The organism is Mycolicibacterium insubricum, assembly GCF_010731615.1.
Classification (GTDB): Bacteria; Actinomycetota; Actinomycetes; order Mycobacteriales; family Mycobacteriaceae; genus Mycobacterium; species Mycobacterium insubricum.
Window position 1 is genome coordinate 2,967,210 of the sequence record NZ_AP022618.1, and the last position, 26,183, is coordinate 2,993,392.

20 protein-coding genes are annotated in these 26,183 nt (G+C 66.7%); 15 read left to right on the top strand and 5 right to left on the bottom strand.

Annotated features, from left to right (window positions below; genetic code table 11):
• The first annotated feature begins 366 nt into the window (after positions 1-366).
• The 3 genes from tnpB to G6N16_RS14100 all read left to right on the top strand — a co-directional run bounded on the left by tnpB (position 367) and on the right by G6N16_RS14100 (position 3,779).
• Positions 367-1,836, top strand: coding sequence for an IS607 family element RNA-guided endonuclease TnpB (gene tnpB / locus G6N16_RS14090; RefSeq protein WP_235674074.1), 1,470 nt, complete (start codon positions 367-369; stop codon positions 1,834-1,836).
• Positions 1,836-3,470, top strand: a complete 1,635-nt coding sequence (locus tag G6N16_RS14095; RefSeq protein ID WP_083029010.1) for a serine/threonine-protein kinase — start codon at positions 1,836-1,838, stop codon at positions 3,468-3,470. Before tnpB ends, G6N16_RS14095 begins: the two co-directional genes overlap by 1 nt.
• Before the next feature lie 69 nt (positions 3,471-3,539).
• Complete coding sequence (locus G6N16_RS14100) at positions 3,540-3,779, top strand: NHL repeat-containing protein (RefSeq protein ID WP_163787888.1); 240 nt, start codon at positions 3,540-3,542, stop codon at positions 3,777-3,779.
• Positions 3,780-3,821: 42 nt separating this feature from the next.
• On the opposite strand, the gene G6N16_RS14105 is transcribed toward G6N16_RS14100, so the two are convergent.
• Positions 3,822-6,215, bottom strand: a complete 2,394-nt coding sequence (locus G6N16_RS14105) for a Tex family protein (RefSeq protein WP_110810689.1) — start codon at positions 6,213-6,215, stop codon at positions 3,822-3,824.
• A gap of 133 nt (positions 6,216-6,348) precedes the next feature.
• Here G6N16_RS14105 and G6N16_RS14110 point away from each other — a divergent pair, with 133 nt between their 5' ends.
• Complete coding sequence (locus tag G6N16_RS14110; RefSeq protein WP_133052855.1) at positions 6,349-6,846, top strand: Rv2253 family sensor-like surface protein; 498 nt, start codon at positions 6,349-6,351, stop codon at positions 6,844-6,846.
• A 151-nt stretch (positions 6,847-6,997) separates the two neighbouring features.
• On the opposite strand, the gene G6N16_RS14115 is transcribed toward G6N16_RS14110, so the two are convergent.
• Positions 6,998-9,235 carry an NADP-dependent isocitrate dehydrogenase gene (locus tag G6N16_RS14115; RefSeq protein WP_083029014.1) on the bottom strand — a complete coding sequence of 746 codons (2,238 nt, stop codon included), beginning with the start codon at positions 9,233-9,235 and terminating at the stop codon, positions 6,998-7,000.
• Positions 9,236-9,457: 222 nt separating this feature from the next.
• On the opposite strand from G6N16_RS14115, the gene G6N16_RS14120 reads away from it, so the two are divergent.
• From G6N16_RS14120 to G6N16_RS14170, 11 genes are all read left to right on the top strand, one after another.
• Entirely contained in the window at positions 9,458-10,087 is a 630-nt protein-coding gene (locus tag G6N16_RS14120; protein WP_083029015.1) for an FHA domain-containing protein, read from the top strand.
• Positions 10,088-10,252: 165 nt separating this feature from the next.
• On the top strand, positions 10,253-10,624 hold the full coding sequence (locus G6N16_RS14125) for a SpoIIAA family protein (protein ID WP_083029016.1): 372 nt from the start codon (positions 10,253-10,255) through the stop codon (positions 10,622-10,624).
• Between the two features lie 170 nt (positions 10,625-10,794).
• Positions 10,795-12,765 carry a serine/threonine-protein kinase gene (locus G6N16_RS14130; RefSeq protein WP_083029017.1) on the top strand — a complete coding sequence of 657 codons (1,971 nt, stop codon included), beginning with the start codon at positions 10,795-10,797 and terminating at the stop codon, positions 12,763-12,765.
• Positions 12,766-12,779: 14 nt separating this feature from the next.
• The gene (locus G6N16_RS14135; RefSeq protein WP_133052856.1) at positions 12,780-14,030 is read left to right on the top strand and encodes a DUF7373 family lipoprotein; all 1,251 of its coding nucleotides are present in this window, start codon (positions 12,780-12,782) and stop codon (positions 14,028-14,030) included.
• Between the two features lie 29 nt (positions 14,031-14,059).
• The gene (locus tag G6N16_RS14140; RefSeq protein WP_083029019.1) at positions 14,060-15,289 is read left to right on the top strand and encodes a DUF7373 family lipoprotein; all 1,230 of its coding nucleotides are present in this window, start codon (positions 14,060-14,062) and stop codon (positions 15,287-15,289) included.
• 35 nt (positions 15,290-15,324) lie between these two features.
• Complete coding sequence (locus G6N16_RS14145) at positions 15,325-16,518, top strand: DUF7373 family lipoprotein (RefSeq protein ID WP_083029020.1); 1,194 nt, start codon at positions 15,325-15,327, stop codon at positions 16,516-16,518.
• Positions 16,515-17,750 (top strand): DUF7373 family lipoprotein, encoded by a 1,236-nt coding sequence (locus G6N16_RS14150; protein ID WP_133052857.1) that lies wholly within the window; start codon positions 16,515-16,517, stop codon positions 17,748-17,750. Before G6N16_RS14145 ends, G6N16_RS14150 begins: the two co-directional genes overlap by 4 nt.
• Before the next feature lie 56 nt (positions 17,751-17,806).
• Positions 17,807-19,054, top strand: coding sequence for a DUF7373 family lipoprotein (locus G6N16_RS14155; RefSeq protein WP_083029022.1), 1,248 nt, complete (start codon positions 17,807-17,809; stop codon positions 19,052-19,054).
• Positions 19,055-19,166: 112 nt separating this feature from the next.
• A complete protein-coding gene (locus G6N16_RS14160) occupies positions 19,167-19,877 on the top strand; it encodes a DUF4333 domain-containing protein (protein WP_163787889.1) in 711 nt (236 codons plus the stop codon).
• Positions 19,878-19,912: 35 nt separating this feature from the next.
• Positions 19,913-21,493: a serine/threonine-protein kinase PknH/PknJ gene (locus G6N16_RS14165; RefSeq protein ID WP_163787890.1), complete on the top strand. Its 1,581-nt coding sequence runs from the start codon at positions 19,913-19,915 to the stop codon at positions 21,491-21,493.
• Between the two features lie 10 nt (positions 21,494-21,503).
• Positions 21,504-22,751: a DUF7373 family lipoprotein gene (locus G6N16_RS14170; protein WP_083029024.1), complete on the top strand. Its 1,248-nt coding sequence runs from the start codon at positions 21,504-21,506 to the stop codon at positions 22,749-22,751.
• Between the two features lie 14 nt (positions 22,752-22,765).
• Here G6N16_RS14170 and G6N16_RS14175 read toward each other — a convergent pair whose 3' ends face one another.
• The 3 genes from G6N16_RS14175 to G6N16_RS14185 are packed head-to-tail and all read right to left on the bottom strand — an operon-like array spanning position 22,766 to position 26,177.
• Entirely contained in the window at positions 22,766-24,049 is a 1,284-nt protein-coding gene (locus G6N16_RS14175; protein ID WP_110810690.1) for a cytochrome P450, read from the bottom strand.
• 11 nt (positions 24,050-24,060) lie between these two features.
• Positions 24,061-24,969, bottom strand: coding sequence for an SDR family NAD(P)-dependent oxidoreductase (locus G6N16_RS14180; RefSeq protein ID WP_083029026.1), 909 nt, complete (start codon positions 24,967-24,969; stop codon positions 24,061-24,063).
• Positions 24,966-26,177 (bottom strand): cytochrome P450, encoded by a 1,212-nt coding sequence (locus G6N16_RS14185; RefSeq protein ID WP_083029027.1) that lies wholly within the window; start codon positions 26,175-26,177, stop codon positions 24,966-24,968. Before G6N16_RS14185 ends, G6N16_RS14180 begins: the two co-directional genes overlap by 4 nt.
• Between the last annotated feature and the right edge of the window lie 6 nt (positions 26,178-26,183).

The following is a 26,183-nucleotide window of genomic DNA, read 5'->3' on the forward strand; positions in this document are numbered from 1 at the left end:
GTGAAGCCGGCTGCGCCTCTGCGTAGCCGGCTTCACTGTATTGCGACGGGCCCGCTGAGCCGACTGGCCGATCGCCATGGTGATCGGGGCACCGGCTGACGGGGGGATTCTGAGCTGGTCGCTGAGGTGTGTGCATTTGTGATCCAATGTGCTCGATCGTGAGCGCGTGATGTTGCCTTGGGAGTGGGCGCGGTGGTGACCGGCGTTGGTTGGCGGTGGTGTGTGGCCTCGCGTGATCGGCGCCTCCGATGTCGGACCCATCTGCTTGCATGCTGGTTATGGACCATGGTGGGCGGATGCGAGTGGTTGCGGAGATTACCGCCACCACACACGGCGGCACCAGTGCGGTGGCTGCGGTGGGGGCCGGTGGCAGTGGCGAGGTTTGAGATTCCCGAGGGGTGGACGGTCCAGGCGTATCGGTTCGCGCTGGATCCGACGCCGGTGCAGTTGCGGGCGTTGGCGTCTCATGCCGGTGCGGCACGGTTCGCGCACAATCACATGCTGGCGTTGGTGAAATCGGTGATGGATCAGCGGGCCGCCGAACGTTCCTATGGCATCCCCGAGGATCAGTTGACGCCGGCGCTGCGGTGGTCGTTGCCGGCGTTGCGCAAGGTGTGGAATGCCCGCAAGGATCAGGTGGCGCCGTGGTGGGCGCAGAACTCGAAGGAGGCCTACAACAGCGGCCTGGATGGGTTGGCCCGCGGCCTGGACGCGTGGTCGAAGTCCCGCACGGGCCGCCGGGCCGGGAAACCGGTCGGATTCCCGCGGTTCAAAACCGCGCGTGCTCGGCGGTCGGTGCGGTTCACCACCGGTGTGATTCGGGTTGAGGCTGATCGTCGCCATGTCAGCCTGCCGCGCCTGGGTGCGATCCGTACCCATGAGTCGACCCGCAAGCTCGCCCGCCGGATCGAGTTGGGCACAGCCCGGATCTTGTCGGCGACCGTGGGTCAAGACAGTGCCGGGCGCTGGTACTGCGCGTTGCAGGCCATCGTGGCCGCCAAGACCCGACCCGCGCATGCACGCCGGTCGATGCACCCGGTGGTCGGTGTCGATGTCGGGGTGAAAGCCGATGCCCTGCTGGTCGTGGCGAGTCCCGACGGGATCGAGGTCGACCGGATCCGGGCACCGAAGTCCTTGAGTGCCGCGCAGTCCCGGTTGCGGGTGTTGGGGCGCCGCGCCGCCCGCCAGCACGGCCCCTACGATCCGGTCACCAAGACCCGACAGACTCCGTCGAAGCGGTGGCGCAAAACTGCGGCCCGCATCGGGCGCACCCATGCCCGCGCGGCGGCGGTGCGCCGTGATGTCCTGCACAAGGCCACCACTCGGCTGGCCCAGCAGCACCAGATTGTGGTCGTCGAAACGCTGAACGCGGCCGGGATGCGCGCCACAGGTGGGGCCCGTAAGCGGGGTCTCAACCGCGCCCTGGCTGATGCTGCCCTGGCCGAGATCCGGCGGATGCTGGGCTACAAGTCTCGCTGGTACGGTTCCACGTTGGTGGAGGCGGACCGGTTTTTCCCGTCGTCGAAGACCTGTGTGGCGTGTGGGAGGCGAAAGCCAAACCTCACCCTCGCCGACCGGACCTTCATCTGTGACGACTGCGACGCACCCCCGATTGATCGTGATCTGGGTGCTGCGATCAACCTCGCCCGACTCGGCGAACCCCGTACCCGGGGTGAACAGAGTCCCGCCGGGAGTGGCCCGGCGGCAGGACGTGGAGCCACGCGTGAGACCGAAACCGCGCCAGCGGGTGCGGCAGCAGGCTGCGAAGCGTCAACCCCGCACCACCAGCTGGTGGATCAGACGGGGACCGCCTCACCACAAGGCGAGGCTGCCTAATGAACAAGCGGACTCACATTCGCTCACCAAAAGGCAACGGATTCTGGGTGGACGGGACACCGTTCGGGCGTTACCGGCTGATCGAGCTGCTCGGCCGCGGCGGTATGGGCGAAGTGTGGCGGGCCCATGACACCAACACCGACCGCATCGTCGCCGTCAAGGTCCTGCCCGCCCAGCTGGCCACCGACCCCAACTTCGAGCAACGCTTCCGCCGCGAAGCGCACGCCGCCGCGCGGCTGCACCACCCGCACATCGTCCCGATCCACGACTACGGCGAAATCGACGGCCGCCTCTACGTCGACATGGCGCTGATCGACGGCCACGACCTGGCCGGTGAAATCGCCGCAGGCCCCCTCGATCCCGCCCGCGCGGTCACGATCATCGAACACATCGCCGGAGCACTACAAGCCGCCCACCGCGCCGGACTCGTGCACCGCGACGTCAAACCGTCCAACATCCTGCTCGACGTCGACGACAACGCCTACCTCATCGACTTCGGCATCGCCCGCGCCGCCACCGACTCGGCGTTAACCGGCACCGGCAACACCCTGGGCACCGTCAACTACATGGCACCCGAACGCTTCACCAGCGACGACATCGACCACCGCTCCGACATCTACGCCCTGACCTGCGTCCTCTACGAAGCACTCACCGGAACCCGCACCTTCCCCGGCGACACCCTGCAACGCCAGATCGCCGGCCACATCAATACCCCGCCCCCGCAACCATCCGCCGTCGGCCTGTCCCCCGCCTTCGACACCGTCATCGCCACCGGCCTGGCCAAAGAACCGGAACAGCGATACCAAAACGCCAAAGACCTCGCCACCGCGGCCCGCAACGCGCTGGCCGCACCCGCCCAACCATCAACCCAGGCCGTGGAACAACCGGCCCCCTTGCCCGAGCAAGCCATTGCCGCAGCACCGACGACCGTGATCGCCGAACCCCCGGTCTCCGCCTGGCAAGGCCCACCCACCCAACACATCGCCAAGCCCGTGGGCGAGCCAGCACCGAGCCCGGCCGCCGCCGAGCCACCCGCACCGGCCGGACCGCAACCGCCGAAGAAATCCCGCCGAAAACTCCCGCTCCTCGGCGCAGCAGCAGCGGTAGTGCTGCTCGTCGTCGGCATCGCCACCGCCGTGAATGAGACTTCACACAAGCCGGGGTCCTACGGCGAACAAGTGGCCCTGCCCTTCACCGGCCTCCGACGTCCTTCGGGAGTGGTCGTCGACGCCGGCGGCAATGTCTTCGTCACCGATTTCGCCAACCGCCGGGTGCTCGAACTCGACGCCGTCACCAACTCCCAGATCGAAATCCCCCTCAACGAACGGTTCAGTTCCCCATTCGGAATTGCCCTCGACGCGACACGCAGCACCGCCATCATCGTCACCGACCCCGGAAACAATCGAGTTGTCGAGATCGAAGCCGACACTCACCGCCAAAGTGACCTGCCCTTCACCGGATTCGCTGATCCGGAGGGCGTCGCCGTCGACGGCAGCGGCAATATTTACGTCGTCAACGCAGGCACCAGCAAGGCAGTCAGGCTCGACCGCGGCGCGTCCATCCCCACGGAATTGGATTTCACCGGGTTGAGCGTGCCCGGCGGCGTAGCCGTCGACACCAACGGCAATGTCTAACTCAGTGAAGTACGCGGAGGCCGGGTTCTCAAACTGGCCAACCGTGGTACCGCCCCGACCGAGCTGCCGTTGACCGGCCTCCGTCACCCCTTCGGTCTGGCCGTCGACACCAACGGAAATCTCTATGTCACGGACAACTCCGACACTGGCGACGGCCGAGTCCTCAGGCTCGACCTCGGTACCGGCGCGCAAAGCGAGCTTCCCTTCACCGGCATCGGCACTGCGTTCGGCGTCGCCGTCGATGCGTCCGGGAACGTCTATGTTGCCGATTCCGACAACAACCAAGTCCTCAAGCTGCCCGTCGAATAGCAGGCTGCTCGCCGACGTCACCGCCGACGAGCAGCCCCGCCGTCAGCGGCCGAAACCGGCGTCCCGCAGGGCCTGGGCCATCGAACCGCCGGGCGCGGCCTCACTCCGGCGGCCGTCACGACCACCACCTTGCTTGCCCCGCTGGCCACCGCCGCGCTGACCACCCTGGCCGTTCTGCCCGCGCTGGCCCGGCTGACCACCCCGCTCGCCCGGCTTCTGGTCCCGGCCGGCCGGCTTGCGACCAGCCCCCGCCTCGTCTTTGAGCCGCAGGCTCAGGCTGATCCGCTGGCGGTCCACGTCGACGTCGAGCACCTTGACCCGCACCACCTGCCCGGAACGCACCACCTCGTGCGGATCGGACACGAAGCGATCGGACATCGCCGACACGTGCACCAGCCCGTCCTGGTGCACACCGACGTCGACAAACGCCCCGAACGCCGCCACGTTGGTGACCACGCCCTCGAGCACCATGCCGGGTTTGAGGTCGCCGACCTTGTGCACCCCGGCCGCGAAAGTCGCGGTGGTAAACGCCGGGCGCGGATCCCGGCCGGGTTTGGCCAGCTCGGTAAGAATGTCGACGACGGTCGGGATGCCGAACCGGTCGTCGGCGAAATCGGCGGGCTTGAGCGCACCGAGCTTGCGCTCGTCGCCGATGATCTCGGCGAGGCTGACCCCGGAGCGGTCCAGGATCCGGCGCACCACCGGGTAGGCCTCGGGATGCACACCGGAAGCGTCCAGCGGATCGTCGCCGCCGCGGATCCGCAGGAACCCCGCGCACTGCTCGAAAGCCTTGGGGCCCAGGCGCGGAACCTGCAGCAGCGCCGATCGGTTCGGGAACGCCCCGGCCGAATCCCGATGCGCGACAATCGACTCGGCCAGGCTCTCGGTGATCCCGGAAACCCGCGACAGCAGCGGCACCGAGGCGGTGTTCAGGTCCACCCCGACGGCGTTGACGGCATCCTCGACGACGGCGTCGAGGCTGCGCGCCAGGTTCGCCGGGGTGACATCGTGCTGATACTGACCCACACCAATGGATTTCGGCTCGATCTTCACCAGTTCGGCCAGCGGATCCTGAAGGCGCCGGGCGATCGACACCGCGCCGCGCAGGGTGACGTCGAGCTCGGGCAGCTCGTGGGCGGCGTACGCCGAGGCCGAGTACACCGACGCACCGGCCTCACTGACCATGGCCTTGGCCGGAACCTTCCCGCCCGCCGATGCGATGTCGGCGAGCAACTCGGTGGCCAGCGCGTCGGTCTCCCGGGAGGCGGTGCCGTTGCCGATAGCGACCAGTTCCACCCCGTGGCGCGCGATCAGCGCCGCCAGGGTCGCCTTGGCCTGATCCCACTGCTTCTGCGGCTGGTGCGGGAAGATCGCGCAGGTGTCGACGACCTTGCCGGTGCCGTCGACGACCGCCACCTTGACCCCGGTGCGGAATCCCGGGTCCAGGCCGAGGGTGGCGCGTTGCCCGGCCGGGGCGGCCAGCAGCAGGTCCTTGAGGTTGGTGGCGAACACCCCGACGGCGTCGTGCTCGGCGCGCTGGCGCAACCGGACCCGGGCGTCGACGGCCGCGGAGAACATCAGTCGGGTCCGCCAGGCGAACCCGACGGTGGCCGCCAGCCAGGCGCCCGCGGGCCCCGTCGCCGAGAGGTCCACGCCGAGGGTGGCGGCGATCATCGCCTGGTAGACCGCGTCGTCGCCGGGGTCGAAGGTGACCGTCAGGATCTTCTCCTTCTCGGCACGCAACACCGCCAAAACCCGGTGCGACGGCAGCGTCCCCAGTTCCTCGGAGAAGTCGAAGTAGTCCCGAAATTTCTGCGCCTCAGCGCTCTTGGCGACCTCTTCGGACCACGGCGCGGTGCGCAGGCGCGACTCGGCGAAGAACTTCTCCCGGATCGCGCCGACCAGCTCGGCGTCCTCGGCGGCCCGTTCGACCAGGATGTGTCGGGCTCCGTCCAGCGCCGCTGAGGCGTCGGGAATCTCGGAACCCAGATAGCCGCCCGCCTCGACACTCAGATCCACCGACGGGTCGGCCAGCAACGCATCGGCCAGGGGTTCCAGGCCGGCTTCCCGGGCGATCTGGGCCTTGGTGCGCCGCTTGGGTTTGTACGGCAGGTAGATGTCTTCGAGCCGGGCCTTGGTGTCGGCGGCCAGCAGCGCACCGCGCAGGGTGTCGGTCAGCTTGCCCTGTTCGTCGATGGACGACCAGATGGCCTGACGGCGGTCGTCGAGCTCACGCAGGTAGCGCAGCCGTTCTTCCAGGGTGCGCAATTGCCCGTCGTCGAGGCTGCCGGTGGCCTCCTTGCGGTACCGGGCGATGAACGGGACGGTCGCGCCCTCGTCGAGCAGCGCGACGGCGGCACGCGCCTGGTTTTCGGTGATCGCCAGTTCCTCGGCGATGCGGGAAGTTACGGGTTTGACGGTGGCGCTCGGATTCACGGTCAGCGACCCTACCGAACCGCACCGACGCCGACCGCTGCCACACGCGGCCGCCGCGGGAAATCCGCCGTCACATCACACCCATCTGTCACAGTAAAGACTGCCGACACGTTGATCGACGCTGGGAGTCCACATGACACACGCTGGATCGATGACCCGCACCGCACTGACCTGCGCTCTGCTGGCGACTGCGGCCCTCACCGCACCCGGAGCCCACGCCGACGACCCGTCCTGGAACGGCTGGTACAAGATCACCTTCCACACCGATCAGAAGACCGGCACCAGCATGGCCGCCGGCCAACCCGAGACGCCGTACACCGCGTCCTACCAATTCACTACCGACTGCTCCTCAGGCACCTGCGAAGCCAAATCGGTGGACGGACCGGCCCCCAAGGACAACGTCGCCCCGACGGTGTCGCTGCAGTGGACCGGCACCCAGTGGGAGAAGGCTCGGGACTGGCGTTGGGACTGCCTGATGCCGGACCGGACCATCATCTACGACCAAGCGCACACCGTGACCACCTACGTTCCCCAGCCCGACGGCTCACTGACCGGGTCCATCGCGACGACCATCGACGCCGGCGCGTGTAAGGGCACCGTCATCATCCCGGTGACCGCTCGCCCGGCCTAGCGCTCGCAGGCCGGGGGTTGCTTTCAGTCGTTCTGGACCTCGCTGGCGCGCCGTGCAACTCGGATTCCGGATCGCCGATCCGGTGGAATAGCCGCGGAGTCCGGCGGCGCTGTGCCGGGTGGCGTCCTGATGCCACCCGGCTCAGCCGCACCTACGCCTGAACGTCCGCCAGCAGCCGGTTGAACGTCTTGCTCGGCCGCATCACGGCCTCGGTCTTCCCCGGATCGGACTTGTAGTAGCCGCCGATGTCCACCGGCTTGCCCTGCACGGCCGCCAGTTCCTTGACGATCGCGTCCTCGTTCTCGGCCAGGGAGGCGGCCAGCGGCGCGAACTGCGCGGCCAGCTCGGCGTCCTCGGTCTGGGCGGCCAGCTCCTGGGCCCAGTACATCGCCAGGTAGAACTGGCTGCCGCGGTTGTCGAGCTCACCGGTCTTGCGCGACGGGCTCTTGTCGTCGTCGAGCAGCCGCCCGGTCGCCGCGTCCAGGGTTTGCGCCAGCACCTTGGCCCGGGGGTTGCCGGTTTTGATCCCGAGGTCCTCCAGGCTGACCGCCAGCGCCAGGAACTCGCCGAGGGAGTCCCACCGCAGGTGGTTCTCCTCCACCAGCTGCTTGACGTGCTTGGGAGCCGAGCCGCCGGCACCGGTCTCGTACATACCGCCGCCTGCCATTAGCGGCACGATCGACAGCATCTTGGCGCTGGTGCCCAGTTCCAGGATCGGGAACAGGTCGGTGAGGTAGTCGCGCAGGATGTTGCCGGTGGCCGAGATGGTGTCCAGGCCACGAACCAGGCGCTCCAGGGTCCAGCGCATGGCCCACACCTGCGACATGATCTTGATGTCGAGGCCCTCCGTGTCGTAATCCTTGAGGTAGGTGGTGACCTTCTTGCGCAGCTCGTTCTCGTGCGGGCGCTCGTCGTCGAGCCAGAACACCACCGGCATGCCGGATTGGCGGGCCCGGGTGACGGCCAGCTTGACCCAGTCCCGGATCGGGGCGTCCTTGACGATGCACAGGCGCCAGATGTCGCCGGCCTCGACGTTCTCCGAGAGCAGCACCTCACCGGTCTCGATGTCGACGATGTTGGCCACACCGTCCTCGGAGATCTCGAAGGTCTTGTCGTGGGAGCCGTACTCCTCGGCCTTCTGCGCCATCAGACCGACGTTGGGCACGGTGCCCATGGTGGTCGGGTCGAACTGGCCGTTGGTCTTACAGAAGTTGATCATCTCCTGGTAGATCCGGGAGAACGTCGACTCGGGGTTAACGGCCTTGGTGTCCTTGAGCTTGCCGTCGGCGCCGTACATCTTGCCGCCGGCGCGGATCATCGCCGGCATCGACGCGTCGACGATGACGTCGCTGGGCGAGTGGAAGTTGGAGATGCCGCGGGCGGAGTCGACCATGGCCAGCTCGGGGCGGTGCTCGTGGCAGGCGTGCAGGTCCTCGATGATCTCCTCGTGCAGCGACGCGGGCAGCGACTCGATCTTGCTGTACAGGTCGGACAGACCGTTGTTGACGTTGACGCCCAACTCGTCGAACAGCTTCTGGTGCTTGGCGAACGCGTCCTTGTAGAACACCTTGACCGCGTGACCGAAGACGATGGGGTGGCTCACCCGCATCATGGTCGCCTTGACGTGCAGGGAGAACATCACGCCGGTCTTGTAGGCGTCCTCCATCTGCTCCTCGTAGAACTCGCACAATGCCTTCTTGGACATGTACATGCTGTCGATGACGTCGCCCTCGTCCAGGTGCACCTTGGGCTTGAGCACGATGGTCTCGCCGCTCTTGGTGACCAGCTCCATCTTCGCGTCGACGTCGCGGTCCAGGGTCATCGACTTCTCACCGTGGTAGAAGTCGCCGTCGGTCATGTGCGCGACGTGGGTGCGCGACGCAGGAGACCACTTGCCCATGCTGTGCGGGTGCTTGCGGGCGTACTCCTTCACCGCGCGCGGCGCGCGACGATCCGAGTTGCCTTCCCGCAGAACGGGGTTCACCGCACTGCCGAGGCACTTGGTGTAGCGGCTGCGGACTTCCTTTTCCGCGTCAGTCTTGGGATCGTCGGGGAATTCCGGCAGCGCGTAGCCCTTGTCCTGCAGCTCCTTGATGGCCGCCTTGAGCTGGGGCACCGAGGCGCTGATGTTGGGCAGCTTGATGATGTTTGTGTCCGACAGCTGGGTCAGCCGGCCCAGTTCGGCGAGGTTGTCCGGGACCCGCTGCTCGTCGGTCAGGTAGTCGGGGAACTCGGCCAGGATGCGCGCGGCAACCGAAATATCGCTGGACCGCACATCGATACCGGCAGCCCCGGCGAAGGTGCGGATAACCGGCAGGAAGGCATAGGTCGCCAGCAGCGGCGCCTCGTCGGTCAGCGTGTAGATGATGGTCGGTTGCTCAGCGCTCATAGGTGTCTCCCGGCGTCTTGGTGGTCACATGCTTGTGGCATAGGTAACGGCGGCTATCAGTATTGTCCCGATCTCACAGCCGTGCGCGGCCGGGTCCGCAACACCGGGACGACGGCACCGACTCGCCGAGCAGTCCACCCCGCGCGACCACGTCGCCCCGGGTGCACCGGGCGCCGAAATTGCCGCAGGTGAGCAACTTCGGCGGGATTTAAGCTCGGATGCGTGGAACCCGATCGCCGCCCGTGGCTCGCCGTACGCAGTGGTGCCGAGTGGCATCACCTCGATCCCGACGGGCCCCTGGTCGCCGTCGGCCGCGACCCGGCCAGCCAGATCTGGCTCGGCTACGACTTCGTGTCCCGCACCCACCTGGAACTGTCCTTCGACGACGGCGACTGGGTCGCCACCGACCGAAGCAGCAAGGGCATCTTCGTCAACGGGGCCCGACGCGGTGTCGTCATCATCAACGACGGCACGGTGATCGCACTGGCACACCCGGACGGGCCGACGCTGCAGTTCGAGCTGGTCGGCGGTCCGCCGCAGGTGGTCGCTCCGGCATCACTGCCCGCCGCGCAGCCACCGCGCGAGCTGACCGAACCGGTGGCCATGCCGATCTCCGAACTCGGCCAGCTGCTGCGGCTGGCACTCAGCTCCATCGACGGACGCATCGCCACCCTGCCCGCACCGCAGAACCCGGAGTTCGCCGCGGCTGCGGCCCCGGTGCTCGCTGACCTGCGGGCGCTGCTGTCGGTGGCCGCGTCGGCGACCAAGACGACCACCGATGCCCCCGATCTGCTGGTGGCGGTCGCCGAGGCCTGGCGTCGTTACGACAAGCTGCTCGCCGGCAGCGGATAGAGGTAAGCGAAGCCGCAGCAGCGACGGCTGCGCGCTGTCGGCCAGGGATATCCCGGCGAACACAGCGCCGGGTGCAATTCACCCGAATGTCGGCGTCGGCCCGTACCCTCGGCAGCACCGCGGTCGCCAGGCCGTCGTGTGCTCCCGAGAAAGCGAGAAACACCGATGATCGATATCGACCTCGACGCCACCACCTCCGTCGTCGTCGTGCGCCCTTCCGGCCACTTCGAAAAATCGGACTTCGGGCAGCTCGCCGAGGTGGTCGACCCGCAGATCGAAGCGACCGGGGACCTGGCCGGCGTGATTATCGATGCCCCGACGTTCCCGGGCTGGGACGGGCTGGGTGCGCTGGTGAGCCATATCCGCTTCGTCCGCGACCACCAGAAGCACGTGAAGAAGATCGCCCTGGTGACCGGCTCGCCGCTCGGTGACGTCGCCGAGCACCTCGGCGCGCACTTCGTCTCCGCCGAGATCCGGCACTTCCCCGCCGGTGAGGTCGACGCCGCCCAGGCCTGGATCGCCGAAGGCACCTCCTAAGCCGTTCGGAGGCCGCGCGCTGCCGGGAATCGGGCGAACTCGGCGCGCGGGAACCGGAAAACACTGCATCAAGCACCCGGCTGCATGTGTTTGACTTTGCTGGTGCGTTATTCGATAGCCCTTCCCGCTCCCCTGGTTCCCTTCGCCGCTAGCGCCGCGGAGGTGCTGCGATGACACTGCAACCCGGATCCGTCGTCGCCGGCTACACCATCGAGCGCCAGATCGGCAGCGGTGGCATGGGCTCGGTGTTCCTGGCCCGGCATCCAACCCTGCCGCGCAGCGACGCCCTCAAGGTGCTCTCGGCGGAGTTCTCCCGCGACGAGCAGTTCCGCACCCGATTCATCCGCGAGGCGGATGTCGCGGCCACCCTGGACCACCCGAACATCGTGCGGGTCTACACGCGCGGGCAGACCGATGACGGCCAGTTGTGGATCGCCATGCAGTACGTCGAGGGCACCGACGCCGACGCCGCCCTGCGCGCCGGCACGATGACCCCGGCCCGGGCGATCCACGTCGTCACCGGGGTCGCCAAGGCGCTGGATTACGCGCACAGCCGCAATGTGCTGCACCGCGACGTCAAGCCGGCGAACTTCCTGCTGGCCGGTGAGCCCGGACCGCGCGAACGCGTGTTGCTGGCCGATTTCGGCATCGCCCGCGCGCTCGACGAGGCCAACCGCCTCACCGCCACCGGTTCGGTGATGGTGACCATCGCCTACGCCTCACCGGAGTCGATCGAGGGACGCGCCGTCGACTACCGCTCCGATCTGTACTCGCTGGGCTGCTCGCTGTACCGGCTGCTGACCGGACGTGCACCGTTCGCCACCGCGGGCTCGACCACCGAGGTGATGCTGGCCCACGTCAACACGCCTCCCCCGCGGGTCACCGAGGTGATGCCGAACCTGCCGCCGGCCATCGACGCCGTCGTCGCCCGCGCCATGGCCAAGGACCCGGCGCAGCGCTACGGCAGCGCCAGGGAACTGGCCGAGGCCGCCGCCGCCGCCTTCGGAATGACCGCCCCGACCGGGCCGACGGTATCGAGCCCGTACACCTCGGGACCCGCGCCCACCGCCGGCGCCCCGATGTCCACCCCCGTCCCGGCGTACGCCTCCAACAGCGGCCCCACCCCGGCGCCCCCCACCTCGCACAGCGCCGTGAAGAAGGCCGATCCGAAATCCGGCAAGCGCAAGTGGCTGATCGGTGCCGCACTGCTGGCGGTGATCGCACTGGTGGCCGGCGGGACCTGGTTCTGGACGGGTCGGAGGCCCGCACCGGCGCCGTATCCGTCGCAGACGTTCACCCACGCGTTCGGCAAGACGAAGGTGGCCGCGCGCCCGGACGCGGTGGCCGCCATGACTTTGCAGGACGCCGACACGGTGCTGTCCCTGGGTGTGCAGCCGGTGGCGCTGGTGGCCCCGGGCGGCACGGTGCCGAGCTGGCTCAACCCGCTGATCAAGGGATCCCCGACCGTGCTGGCCAACGCCGAGGTCAAGGGTCTGGAACCGGTGAAACCGGATCTGATCATCGACACCTCCGCCGACGAGTCCGCGTTCAAGGCGCTCTCGGAGAAGGCGCCGACGATCGCGGCGCCGAAGTCCCGCGCCCTGCAGTGGACCTCGACCGACGAGATCAGCTGGCTGGCAAAGGTTCTCGGCCAGCAGGCCGCCGGTGAAGCGCTGATCTCGAAGCTGGCGGTCAGCACGGCCAAGGCGCGCCGCGACCACGAGTTCGTCGGCAAGTCCATCTCCGTGGTGAATTTCTCTGCCGCCGGGTTGACCCTGCAACTGCCCAATTCACCGGCTGCCGGCTACCTGTCCCAACTGGGTTTCCGGTACAAGCTCGGCGGCTACCAGTTCGACAAGATTGAGGACGGCACCGACGCCAAGGTTGGCGTCACCGAGATGCCGATCCAATCCGCGGATGCCTACGGGCTCAAGAGCGACGTCGTACTCATCCTGCGTACGGACCCTGCCGCCAAGAACGGTGGCTTCGGCGGTCTGCCCAGTTCGTTCAGCTCACTGACCGGCACCTCGGTGATCGTCGATCAGCCGGACACGGTTTGGGCCTTGACGTCGGGCGGCCCAGCGGCCATCGGCTACCTGAACACCGCGCTCGTCGATCAATTGGCCAAGCAGATCAAATAAGGACAGGAATCGACGTGACGATTTCACGCACCCGCAGACTGGCAGGCTCGGTAGTCCTGCTCGGCATGCTGACCGGCTGCTCCCAGGTGTATCCGGGGTCGGCGCAGCGCGACCCCGGTCATGACGCGGATACCGTCAACCTCGCACTCTTGGACACCGGCAACTATCCGACGAAGCCGCGCGACCCGCTCGGCAACGCCGAGGACGCTGCGGCGGGTGCCGTACTTGAGGGGCACCGCCTAGCCGAGAACGTCGTCTTTCCCTTCGATGTCGACAAGACCCTGCTGAAGGTCGGGCGAATGGGCACCGGGGTGATGAGACGTCCGAAGGCCGTCGGCGCCTATCTGGAGAGCAGTGGGCTCGCCGCTGCCGTCGAACCCCACAACTACATCACCGGCTACGCGGCATCGGCCAACGACGCCCACGCGCCCGACTTCAACCAGAACCTGTACTTGCAGAACGCGGTGCTGGTATTCAAAACGGAGGCGGACGCCGCCGCCGCTGCGGCCGCAATGGCCGATGCATCCAACACCCGCACCTCGGCGATCGACAACAATGCACTGACCGTGACTGCGCTGACGATCCCGAACCACCCGGAAACGGTCGCACGTACCTGGTCACAGCACTTTGACCTGCTGAACAAGACCACCTACTCCGTCATCGCATTCACACCGCGCGGCCGGAACGTCCTTGTCCAGCGGGCCATCAGTCAGCAGGACACAGCAACCGCGACGGACCTGGCCACCAGGGCGCTCGATCAACAGCTGCCGCTGATCGACCGATTCACCCCCACCGCCCCAGATCAGCTCGTCAACCTGCCCAAGGATCCCAGCGGGCTCATCGCCCGGATGCTGCTGCCCGACGAGGACAACCGGACGGTCGAGAACGGCACTTACGGGCCGCACGGTGCGCTGGTGTTCCAGCCGGATCTCCTGGCCGCACCGGCGCTCTTCAACGAGCTCGGCATCGACCTGCTGATCGAGGAGGACGGGTTCCTTACCCGGGCCAAGGACGCCGCCAGCGCCGAGCGGTTTCTGGATTCGCTGGCCGGAACTCAAGCCAAATCCGGATGGGAAGACACCGATGGTGTCGCCGGCCTGCCTGCGGCGCGTTGCATGAGTAAGAAGCCCGATAGCGCCGATGGGGCCAGCCAGTATTGGTGTGCCATCCCTCAGGATCGTTTTGTCCTCGAAATGAACGCTGGTCAAGCGCTCGTGGCTCGACAGAAGCTGGCCGCCGGATATCTCATGCTGACTACGTCGTGAGAACCGCGCGTAGACTACGGGCCGCAGCAGTGTTGAGCGTGGTCGGGCTGGTGCTAATCGGCTGCGCCCGGGTACATTCCGGCTCTGCCGTACGCGCTGAGGGATACGATGTCGGCACCGTCTATCCGGCACTGTTGGACACCGGCAATTACCCGACGAAACCACGGGATCCGCTCGGGATCGCCGGAAACGCCGCTGCGGGCGCGCTCCTGGAGGCGCACCGCCTCGCCGACTACGTGGTCGTTCCCTTCCAAGTCGATTCGACACTGGTCCATGCGTCTGCCCCACAGGCCATCAACGACGAAAGGGCCCTGGCTCAAAACCTGGACAACCAGCACGCGCTTGAGCCGGTTCTCAATGGACATAGTTTCGTCGCCGGGTTCAATGCCCGCGCGGTCAATGGAGACGATCGCGATTGGGACCCGGAAAGCTGGAGCAATGACTGGGACGAGTCGCTCAGCAATGTCGTCGCGATCTTCGCCAGGCCCGCAGATGCCGCCGCGGCTGGCTCGGCGATCGCCGCGGCCGCCAACCCAGCCGTCAGTTTGATGAATGAACCCTACCCCACCAGTGCCATCGACATTCCGCGCTATCCCGGCACCCGCGCCTGGGTCCATGAGGAGCCGCGAGCCACCGAAGCTCCTTGGCAGGTCGTCCAAGCCTTCACCGCGCACGGGCCCTACGTGCTGGTACAACGAGCCCAGACTCCGAGCGCTGGTGCCGCGGCCGACCTGATCGCAGCCACTCTCGATCAGCAGATACCGCTCGTCGACGGCTTCACCCCCACCGCCCAGGATCAACTGGCGAACCTGCCGGTGGATCCCAGCGGACTGCAGGCACGCATGATCGCACCCAAAAAGGATGAGAGCACCACCACCAACGGGCAATACGGCAGGCACGGGGCACTGATATTCCAGACGCAACCCGTCGCCGCTCAGAAGGCCTTCGATGAACTAGGCATCGATCTCATGGTGTACCAGAACGGATTTCTGATCCGAGCCAAAGACGCCCCAAGTGCACGGGGCTATTTCGACATGGAGGTTGCCGATCAGGCTAAGCAGGGGTGGACGGCCATCGACGGCGTCCCCGGCCTACCGTCGGCCCGGTGCATGCGCAAAGACCCTCGGGGCCCGTACCAGACCGCCCAGTTCTGGTGCGCCGTCACCGTTGACCGTGTCGTGTTCGAGAATTCTTCCTCGAACGAAAACGACGTCAAACAGAAACTCGCTGCGGGCTACCTGATGCTGACCGCCCCATGACATCCGCAATCAGACTTCTACGCGTTACGTCCGAGGTGGCCGCGGTCGCCTCTTTGCTGACCGGATGTGCCCAGGTGTACTCCGGCGAGGCACAGCGCGCCGAGAACTACGACCCGGGCGTCGTGAATCCGGCACTGCTGGACACCGGCAACTACCCGACGCAGCCGCGTGGCCCGTTGGGGAAGGCCGGCAGCGCCGCCGCGGGCGCAATTCTCGAAGGACACCGGATGGCGGATCACGTCGTGATCCCCTTCCAGGTCGACCCCACTCGGATGAGTCAGGTGATTGTTAACTGCGCCGTTTTGAACACGCCCGAATCCGTCGGGCAAAGCCTGTTCACAAAGGGGCTGACGCCCGTCGTGGCCGCCCACAATTTTGTCACCGGGTTTGTGGCCGCCAACACCGGCACGCTGCAGAACGCGGTCCTGATGTTCGGGTCCGACAAGGATGCCGCGGGCGCGGCGGCCGCAATGACGACCGTGGTGAGTACCCAGACGTCATCGACCGACCATACGTCGATTGCCTTGGCTCCCACCGCTATTCCCGGCTACGCCGACACAGCCGCAGTCCGGTGGACGGTCCACTACGAATCCCTGAATTCGTCGGACACCTTGATGGTTGCCGTCACTGGACACGACCGTTACGTTCTCCTGCAGAGGCTGATCGTCGAGCAGGGCTCCGTGATCGACCCCGTGACGCTCGTCAGTAGGACATTGGACCAGCAACTCCCGCTGATCGACGGCTTCACGCCCACCTCGCCGGATCAGCTGGTGAACCTGCCGATGGACCCGAGCGGGCTGCAGACACGGATGATCACGCCCAAAAGGGATGAGCGTACGGCGTTCAACGGCAGCTTCGGGCCACACGCGGCCCTGCTGTTCCAACCGACCCGACCGGTTCCCGCACAGAAGATGTTCGACGAGGTGGGCGTCGATCTGCTGATCAACGAAGACGGCATCGCAACGCGAACGAAAGACGCGGCAAGCGCACAGAAATACCTCGACTGGGAAGCAGCCAGTCAAACGACCCATGGTTGGCAAGCCATCGACGGGGTCACGGCTCTGCCTGCGGCACGGTGCCAGCGCAAGGAACCCGAGTATTCGTCCGACACCGTCACCTTCTGGTGTGGCGTCGCCGTCGACCGCGTCGTCTTGGAAATCACTTCGTCGTATGAGAACGACGCCAAGCAGAAACTCGCAGCCGGCTATCTGATGTTGACGGCTCCATGAAACGCGCCCACCGGCTCTCCGCCATCCTGGTTTTGACGACGGTTGGGTCATTTCTGACCGGCTGCGCCCAGGTACATTCAGGCTCGGTGCAACGCGCCGACGGCTACGACGCAAACACCGTGAACCCGGCGCTGTTCGACACGGGCAACTACCCGACCAAGCCGAGGGCACCCATCGGCACGGCCGGCAGCGTCAACGTGGGACGGCTGGTCGAGGCCCACCGAGTTGCCGAAAACACCTTGCTGCCGTTCCAGGCCGATCCCACGCTCAACCACGCGGACCTCCCCTGGGTGATCGCGACCAATCGCGCACTGGCGGACTATCTCGGCAACGACGCCATTGCGACAGCGGTCGACAGCCACAATCTGATCGCGGGCTTTCAGACACGAGCGAAAGACAATGACGACAACACACAGACGACGAAGGAGTTGAGCAATACCGTCGTGATCTTCGGCTCCGCCACCGACGCAGCCGCCGCGCCCACGGCAATCACAGCCTCAGATCCCCCGATCGACAGCTACACGAAAAGCCCCTACCCCACCACCGCAATCACCATTCCCCGCCATCCCGAGAGCCGGGCGTGGGCTTACCAGGCGCGCCGCACCGATACCTCCTCGTGGCAGATCGTCGAGGCGTTCACCGCTCGGGGACCGTATCTCCTTGCGCAACAGGCGAAAGCGCAGAGCCCGGCGGCCGCTGCGGACCTGATCGCCGCCACGCTCGATCAGCAGGGCCCGTTGATCGATGGCTTCACGCCGACACCTCCGGATCAGTTGGCGAGTATCCCGCTGGATCCCAGTGGGTTGGAGGCCCGGATCCTGCTGCCTGCCAACAGGGACCGGACCGTCGAGAACGGGGTCTACGGACCGCATGGCGCGCTGGCGTTCTACTCCCGTCCCGACGAAATGCAGCGACGATTCACCGAAGCCGGGGTTGACCTCTATGGCCACGAACAGTCCAGCGTTCTGCGGACCCGTGACGCAAAGGCAGCCGGCACTTTACTCAACTTCACTGCAATGAACTATCAGCGTGCCGGCTATGAGGTGACAGCTGTCGTCAACGGGCTTCCCGGCGCACGCTGTTTGCGCCAACGGGAGGCATACCCGGGGGCATCGCGGACGATTCACTGTCTGGCACAGGCTGACCGATACGTCATCGACGTCCACGCACCCCAGGAAACCAATGCCAAGCAGATGGTCGCGGCCCAGTACCTGTTGCTGATGTCCACTTGACCTGCTGGAAACAATCGGGCCACCCAATCCAGACACTGGAATATGTTAGGGACGCCATGATACCCACCCGCGGACTTCTCACCGCCGCCATGACTTTGACTGCAACGGGTCTGCTGCTGAGCGGCTGCACCAAGGTGTACACCGGCTCGGCACAGCGCGACCCCGGGTTCGACCCGAACGCCGTCGTGCTGAACCTCCTGGACCCCGGCGACTTTTCGACCACACCGCGGGCTGCGCTAGGCGCGGCCGGCAGTTTTCAGGCGGGCCGCGAGGCGGAGGCCCGCCGCGTCGCCGACTACACCGTGCTGCCGTTTCAGGTGGACCCCACGCTGAACCACCCGAAGACCCCGTCCTCACTCAGGAACGAGAAGTCACTGGCCTTAGCGCTGGGCAACGAGGCCGTTACCACCGCCGCCGACGGCCACCGGTTCGTCTCCGGTTTCGAGGTCACCGCCACCGACAAAGACTTCGACTACACCGACGACCGCACGGAAACCTATGTCACCAACATCGTCGCCGTCTTCGCCGGCGCCGATGACGCGGCCGCGGCGGCACCCGGGATCATCGCCACCGCGCCGCTGCCGCCCATCGACGATTTCAGCCGGAAAACCTCCGCCGCCACCGCGACCACCATTCCGCGCTATCCGAACACCCGCGCCTGGGTCTACCAGGAGACTCCGACCGACAGAACGAGCACCCAGGTCGTGCAGGCGTTCACCGTGCGCGGCCCGTACCTGCTGGCCCAGATCGCCAAAACGCCGACGCCCGCGGCCTCGGCCGAGTTGGTCGCGGCCATCCTGGACCGGCAGGGCCCGCTGATCGACACCTTCGCACCCACCCCCTTCGACCAGTTGGCCGCGCTGCCCGTCGACCCGACCGGGCTGTGGGCACGCCTGCAGCTGCCCCAGGACAGCGAAAGCACGGGAATGGAGGGCGTCTACGGCGGACACGCCGCGGTGACGTTCTACGACCCGCCCGACGACTACCAGCGGATATTCACCGAGACCGGCCTGGACCTACTGGGGATCGGCGCGCCGTCAGTCCTGCGCACCAGAGACCCGGCTGCGGCCGCCGCGCTGCGCGACTTCCTGGTCGCGGACTACACGAAAAACGGGTACCAGCCGATCGAGAAGGTACCCGGGCTCCCCGGATCCCAGTGCCTGCAGGAGACCGCACCCTCGTCGTTCGGGCGGACGCACTGCCTGACGACCGTCGATCGGTACGTAATCGACGCCTGGGGTATGCAGGAGAACCGCACGAGGCAGCGGCTCGCCGCGCAGTACCTGATGCTCACCGCCCCGTGAGCCGCGGCACGCTCGGCCCAATATCCGGTCCGGCCCCCCTCGCGCAACCGCTAGGCTCAGCTCAACGCTGTTCTTGCCGACCAGGCATGTACCGATGTGCGAGGGAGTTGTGATGACCGAAAATCCGGGATTCGATCCGGCCGCGGGCCCCGTGCCTCCCGGCGCGCCGGCGGAGCCGACCGGTGACGAGCACAAGACCCAGGTCATTCCACCCCTGGCCAGCCTTGGTATCAATCCGAATCAGCTCGGTCACGCTGATCCCACCCAGGTGGCTCCGGCCGGCGCAGTTCTCCCGGAGGCGGGACATTTGACGCCGACGACGGACTACCCCGCCGCCCCGGGTGGCTATGTTCCCGGCTATCCGCCGCCCGGAACTCCGACCGGAGCCTACGTACCGAGCGTTCCGGTCCCCGGCGGTGTTCAGCTGCCGCCACCCCCGGCCCACCCTGGCCCCGCCGAGGATCCCGGTGCGGCAACGCCCAAGCGTGGGAAGGCCAAGGTTCTCGCTGTGGTGGGCACCGTTCTCGTCGTCGCCGCGGCCGCCATCGCGATCACTGGCTTCTGGAAGCCGGGCTTCTTCTGGGTCAAACAGCTCGACGTCGCCGCGGTGCAGACCGGCGTCGAGCAGGTTCTCACTGCCTCCGCCTCCGACAATGGCTACGACGCCAAGAACGTCACCGATGTGGTCTGCAACGACGGCAAGAACCCGACGTTCAAGCAACACAGCTTCGACTGCAAGGTCAAGATCAGCGGCACCGAACGCACCGTTGCCGTCACCATCCTCGACGACAACGGCAAGTTCGGCGTGGGCGCGCCGAAGTAGTGAATCCCGTCGGGTCTGTCATCGCCGGTTACCGCGTGCAGCGGGTGGTCGGCTCGGGTGGGATGGGCACCGTCTACGCGGTGCGCGATCCGCAGCTGCCCCGGACCGACGCCCTGAAGGTACTGTCCGCGGAGCTGTCGGCCGATCCGCAGTTCCGCGGGCGGTTCATGCGCGAGGCCGACATCGCGGCCATGCTGGACCACCCGAACATCGTCTCGGTCTACGACCGGGGCGAGACCGACGGCAAACTGTGGATCGCCATGCAGTTCGTCGACGGCACCGACGCCGACGCCGCGCTGCAGGCCGGCACGATGACCGCGCACCGTGCGCTGCACATCGTCTCCGCGGTGGCCGACGCCCTCGATTACGCGCACGGGCGTAATATGATTCACCGCGACGTCAAGCCGGCCAACTTCATGCTGACCGGCCCTATCGGTCCCGACGAGCGCGTGTTGCTCGGTGACTTCGGTATCGCCCGGGCCCTCGACGACGCGATGCACCACACCGCCACCGGGTCGATCGTGGCGACCATGCCGTATGCCAGCCCGGAGGCCATCAACGGCACCGCCGTCGACGGCCGGGCCGACCAGTATTCACTGGCCTGCTCGCTGGTGCGGCTGCTCACCGGCAAGCTCCCGTTCGGTGCGGCGACCGGTGTGGCCGCGGTGATGATGGCGCACCTGACCCAGCCGCCGCCGCGGGTCAGCGAGCTGGCCCCGTGGCTACCGCCGGCCCTCGACGACGTCATCGCCAAGGCGATGGCCAAGGAACCCGGGGACCGCTGGCCGAGTTGCCGGGCATTCGTCGACGCGGCGATGGCGGCGTTCACTGGCGCGGTCGATATCGGTTCGGCGCCAACCACTCTGCTGTCGCGTGCCGGTTTGGGCGCAACATCGAACAAGAGCCACCGAGTCAAGTTGTTGGCTGCACTCGGTGGCGTGGTCATCATCGTCGGTGCTACCGCGACCGTGCTGCTCAGCGGATCCGACGACCACCCCCCGGGGTCCGTGCCCCACACTGCAACGCCACAGTCATCGGCGGTGCCACTGGCAGTCGAAGCCGACCTGCCGAAGCTGCTGCTGCAAACCGACCAGTTGAACGCGATCATGGCGGATCAGTTGGTAGGCAAGGAACCGAGCACTGACGCCTACAACGACGACTCCATAACATACTTAAAATGCCCAGTCGGGGCCGTATTTCCGTTGCAGCGTAAGCAGTACGCGGACACCGGCTACAAGGCCATGTACTCGAGGGTGCTGTCCGGTCCCAACGCAGAGGTGGCGGAAGGCGTCGTCGCGTTCGACTCTGCCGACCTCGCGCAGACCTTCGTCGCCCGGCAGAGCCAGCTGTGGCAGCAGTGCAACGGAGACATCACGATCTACCCGACTGCTGACGACGCCGGCGGCAAGCGGACTTGGACACCGGGCAGAGTGCAGAGCAATGACGGCATCCTGTCGCTCAAGCGCTCGCTCAGCGAGGGAAATCGGGGGTGCGAGCATGCGCTCACTGTCAGCAACAACATTGTCATCGATGTGCTGGCGTGCCGAACGGACCTGTCCGGGACGCCGGCCAGCACCATCGCCACGCAGATCAGAACCAAGATTCCGCACGCATGAGGGGGCGCACATGTCAATCAGTTTCCGGTCTGCGCTGGCGCTGACCGCGTCGGCTGCACTGCTGCTCACCGGTTGCGCACAGATATCGGCCGGGGAGGCGCAGCGCGATCCCGGCTACAACCCGGACGAGGTCAACATTGCACTGCTCGATACGGGTAACTACCCGACCACGCCGGCTGCACCGCTGGGCAATGCCGACAATCCCCAACGGGGCCGCGTCATCGAGGCCCGCCGGATGTATGAGAACGCCATCTTCCCGTTTCAGGTCGACCCGGCGCTGGCCAACCTCCAGCCGCGGTACACCCGCCCCTTTACGAACGCCAAAAACGCCGCATTGGCTCTGGAGAACAAAGCTCTCGAAGGGCCTATAAACGACCACAACTGGGTTGCGGGTCTGTCGATCACCGGCAACGACGACAAGAAGCCGGTCTACGACCGCTACCTGCAGAACGCCGTCCTACTTTTCAACACACCCGCCGATGCCACCGCCGCGGCAACCCAGATGGCCGAAGCTTCCAACAACAAGGAAGATCCATTCAGTCGCACACCGTATTCGGTTTCCCCGCAGTCAATTCCGCGATATTCGGACGCATCCGCACGCACCTACACGGTAGCCATCACCGGGGACAACCCGACGACGAGCTATCACGTGGTCTCCTACCTAGCCCACGGACCCTATGTGCTCTCCCAGGACGTTGTCACCAAAACCAGCGTGGACGCCTCCGCCGAACTGGTTGCCAAGACGCTCGATCAGCAGATCCCTCTGATCGACGCGTACAAGCCAACTTTCGCCGACGGCCTGGCGGCTCTGCCTCGCGATCCCACCGGGCTTCTGGCCCGGATGCGATTTCCCGACGACAAGAATGCCGTCGTACAGAACGGCGCGTACGGTCCGCACGGCGCACTGATCTTCCAGACCGACCAGGCTTGGGCGCAACAGCTGTTTACCGAGACGGGCGTCGACTTCTACGCCGATCTGGATGATTCGCTGATCCGCGCACGCGACAACGCGGGCGCCACAAAGGTGCTGGACACGTACTTCTCACGGATGGGCGGAGCCGGCTGGAACGAGGTCGACGGAGTGCACGGTTTACCTCCCGCTCGCTGCATGCAGCAGACAGCCGGCGACGCCGACCAGAGAGTCAATACCTGGTGCATGCTGGTGCACGACAACATCGTGCTGCAGGCGATGTCCAACCAGGACCTCGATGCCCGCCAACGCCTATCGGCCGACTACCTGATGCTCACCGCCGAGTAGCGGCGCCGGTGTGACTACACCGGGGTGAACGTCAGGTAGAGGTCCGAGAGCCCGCGCATGATGAACGTCGGGTCGTAGGTGTAGTGCCGGTCCTCGGCGGAGCCGTGCCGGGTCTCGTCGATGCGGATATCGGCCATCCGGTCCAGGATCCGGTTCATCGAGATCCGGCCCTCGGCCCGCGCCAGCGGCGCACCGGGGCAGGAGTGTGCGCCGCGTCCGAACGCGATGTGCTCACGCACATTCGGCCGATCCATCCGGAACTCCCCGGGCTCCTCGAACTTCTCGGGGTCGCGGTTGCTGGCACCGGGCAGCAGCATGATCGTCGTTCCGGCGGCGATCGGGCATTCGCCGACGCTGGTCGTCTCGGCGGCGAACCGGAAGTGGCTCTTGACCGGGCTTTCCAGCCGCAGCGTCTCCTCCAGGAACACCGGGATCCGGCTGCGGTCGGCGCGGATGGCGGCCTGCACGTCGGGTCGCTCACCGAGCACCCGCATCGCCGCGCTGAGCAGCTTGGTGGTGGTTTCCTGGCCGGCGGCGAACAGGAACGTCGCGAGCTTGACCACCTCGTCGACCGCCGGTTCGGAGCCGTCGGGATAGCGCGCCTCAGCCAGCTCGGTCAGCACGTCACCGCGGGGCTGTTCGCGGCGCTCGGTGATGTACTCGGTGAACTTGTCGTCCAGCCACACCAGCGGGTTGTGCGCGAGCTCGGAGTCCAGCTCCCCCACCAGCTGATCGGCGAGCACCGCGCGGAACTCCTGGTGGTCGGATTCGGGAACCCCGAGCAGATCGGCGATCACCAGCATGGAGAACGGTTTTGCGTAGTCCGCCATGAACTCGCAACTGCCCTTGGCGACGAACGAGTCGAGCTGCTGATCGGCGAGGCGCCACATGAACTCCTCGTTCTCCGAAAGCCGCTTCGGGGTGATCAGCCGGGACAGCAGTCCGCGAGTGCGGGTGTGGTCGTCGCCGTCCATGGTGACGACGTGCTCGGCCATCGGAATCTGGTCGCGGTGCGCGGCGATCAGGTCGCGGACGTCGTCGCCGGTCGCGGTGAACGGCATCGGCGCGAACGGGCCGACTACGGCGTTGCACGACGAGAATGCGGAATCCTTATACGCCGACAACGCTTCCGGATACCCGGTGATCACGACGCTGCCGCCGGGCCCGTCGGGCAGCACCGGGCAACGCCGGCGCAGGGAGTCGAAATACGGGTACGGGTCCGGGATCAGGCTCGGGTCGGTGAAAAAGTCCACATCGGCGAACTCGTCCGATTTGGTTGCCTCGGTGATATCCGTCATTGCGTCTCCCGTCATACCGGCACCGCGAGCGCCACCTGCGCTCCGGTGAGATCCATTACTGCGTCGATGTTTTCGGCGATGTCCTCGGCGCTCAGATCGGGCTTGTCCAGACCGGTCGAGTGCACGATGGCGATCCGGGCCACTCCGCCCAGACCGATCCGCAGCATCTCGCCGCTGATCGAGCAGCTCGGGTGGGCCAGGTACACCGCGGCCGGTGCGCACAGCTGCGGCGGCATGCTCGCGTTGATCTGGTCCATCACCTCCTGCGGCACCCCCATGTCCGCGGCGAGCTTGTCCGAGTGCGACCCGGACATCCGGGTGTGGGCCCGTGGCACCACGGCGTTCACCGCGATCCCGTGCGGGTACCCTTCGGTGGCGAGATTGCGGGTCAGGCCCAGCACCGCGCCCTTGGCCGAGCCGTAGCTCGACAACTCCGCGATGCCGCCGAACATGGCCTCGGAGACGGTGTTGACCACCCGGCCGTAGCCGAGGTCGACGAAATGCGGCCAGACCGCGCGGGTCAGGTACAGGGTGCCGAAGTAGTGCACGTCCAGCATCGTTCGGTACTGGTCGATGGACAGTTCGGTGAACGGCCCCGGGTCGTGGATCCCGGCGTTGTTGATCACCGCGTCGATCCGGCCGAATCGGGTGAGCGCGGTCTCGATGATCCCGCCGGCCGCCGCCTCGTCGGTCACCGATGCCACGCAGGCCACCGCCGAACCGCCGGCCTCGGTGATCTCGTCGACGACCTGGCGCGCCGGGTCCGCGGACCCGCCGGAGCCATCGATACCGCTGCCGTTGTCGGCGACCACCACCGACGCCCCGCGGGCGGCCAGTTCCAGTGCGTAGCAACGGCCGATCCCCCGGCCGGCACCGGTCACCACCACGACCCGTTCGTTGAACAGGAGGGGCTCACTCATACGTCGAACCGCACCGGCAGCGTGGTCGGTGAGCGGAACACCTGGCCGCGGATGTGCGGGTCGGAGTCGCCGGGATCCAGGCGCAGGTTCGGCAGCCGGTCGAACAGCAGGTTGGCGGCGGTGCGCATCTCCAGCCGGGCCAGGTGCATGCCGAGACAGACGTGCGCGCCGTAGCCCCAGGACACCAACGCGCCCTTGGCTTCCCGGAAGATGTCGAACCGGTCCGGATCGGGATAGCGGTCCTCCTGCCGGTTGGCCGCCCCCAGCATCGGCATCACCGAGGAGCCGGCCGGGATGGGCACCCCGCCGAGTTCGGTGTCGCAGGTGGCCACCCGGGTGATGGTCAGCAGCGGCGCGTCCCACCGCACGGCCTCCTCGATGGCCTGCGCGAGCAGGGTGCGGTCGTTGCGCACCGCGTCGAGCTGCTCGGGGTTGCTCAGCAGGGCGAACATCAGGTTGCCGAAGGCCCGGTAGGTGGTTTCGATGCCGGCCGGCAGCAGCAGCCGCAGGAACGAGTAGATCTCGTCGTCGGAGAGCTTTTCGCCGTCGATCTCGGCCTCGGCCAGGCTGCTGATCAGGTCCTCGCGCGGCTCGGCGCGCCGCGCCGCCAGGATCGGGGCGAAGTACTGCTCCAGCGCCACGGACGCGGCCTTGCCCCGCTCGGGGTTCATGGTGAAGCTCAGCAGCGAGATGGACCAGCGCTGGAACTGGGGGAAGTCCTCTTCGGGCAGGCCGAGAATGCCGGAGATGATCCGGGTCGGGTACGGGAAGTTGAACTCCTTGACCAGGTCGGCAGTGCCGCGGCCGGCGAACGCGTCGATGAGGTCGTTGCCGACCCGGGCGACCAGCCCGGTTTCCCAGCGCGCCAGGGTCTTCTGACTGAATGCCTTGGCCACCAGGGCGCGGTGACGGCCGTGTTCGGGTTCGTCCATGCCGAGCATGACGTGCTGGCCCAGTACGTCACCGAAGGCGCTGATCACGATGGCCGAGGAGAACGTCTCGTTGTCCCGGAGCATGGTGGTGATGTCCTCGTGCCGGTACACGATGAAGACGGGCTTGCCTTCCTCGCCGGGCATTCCGGACATGTCGATCCGCTGGATCGGGTTCTCCCGGCGCATCCGGGCCAGTTCGGTGTACGGGTCCCGGACATTGCCCGAGACCACGTCGTCGAAGGCGCCGAAGTCCTCCAGGTCGTCGAAGAGCTGCACGAAAGT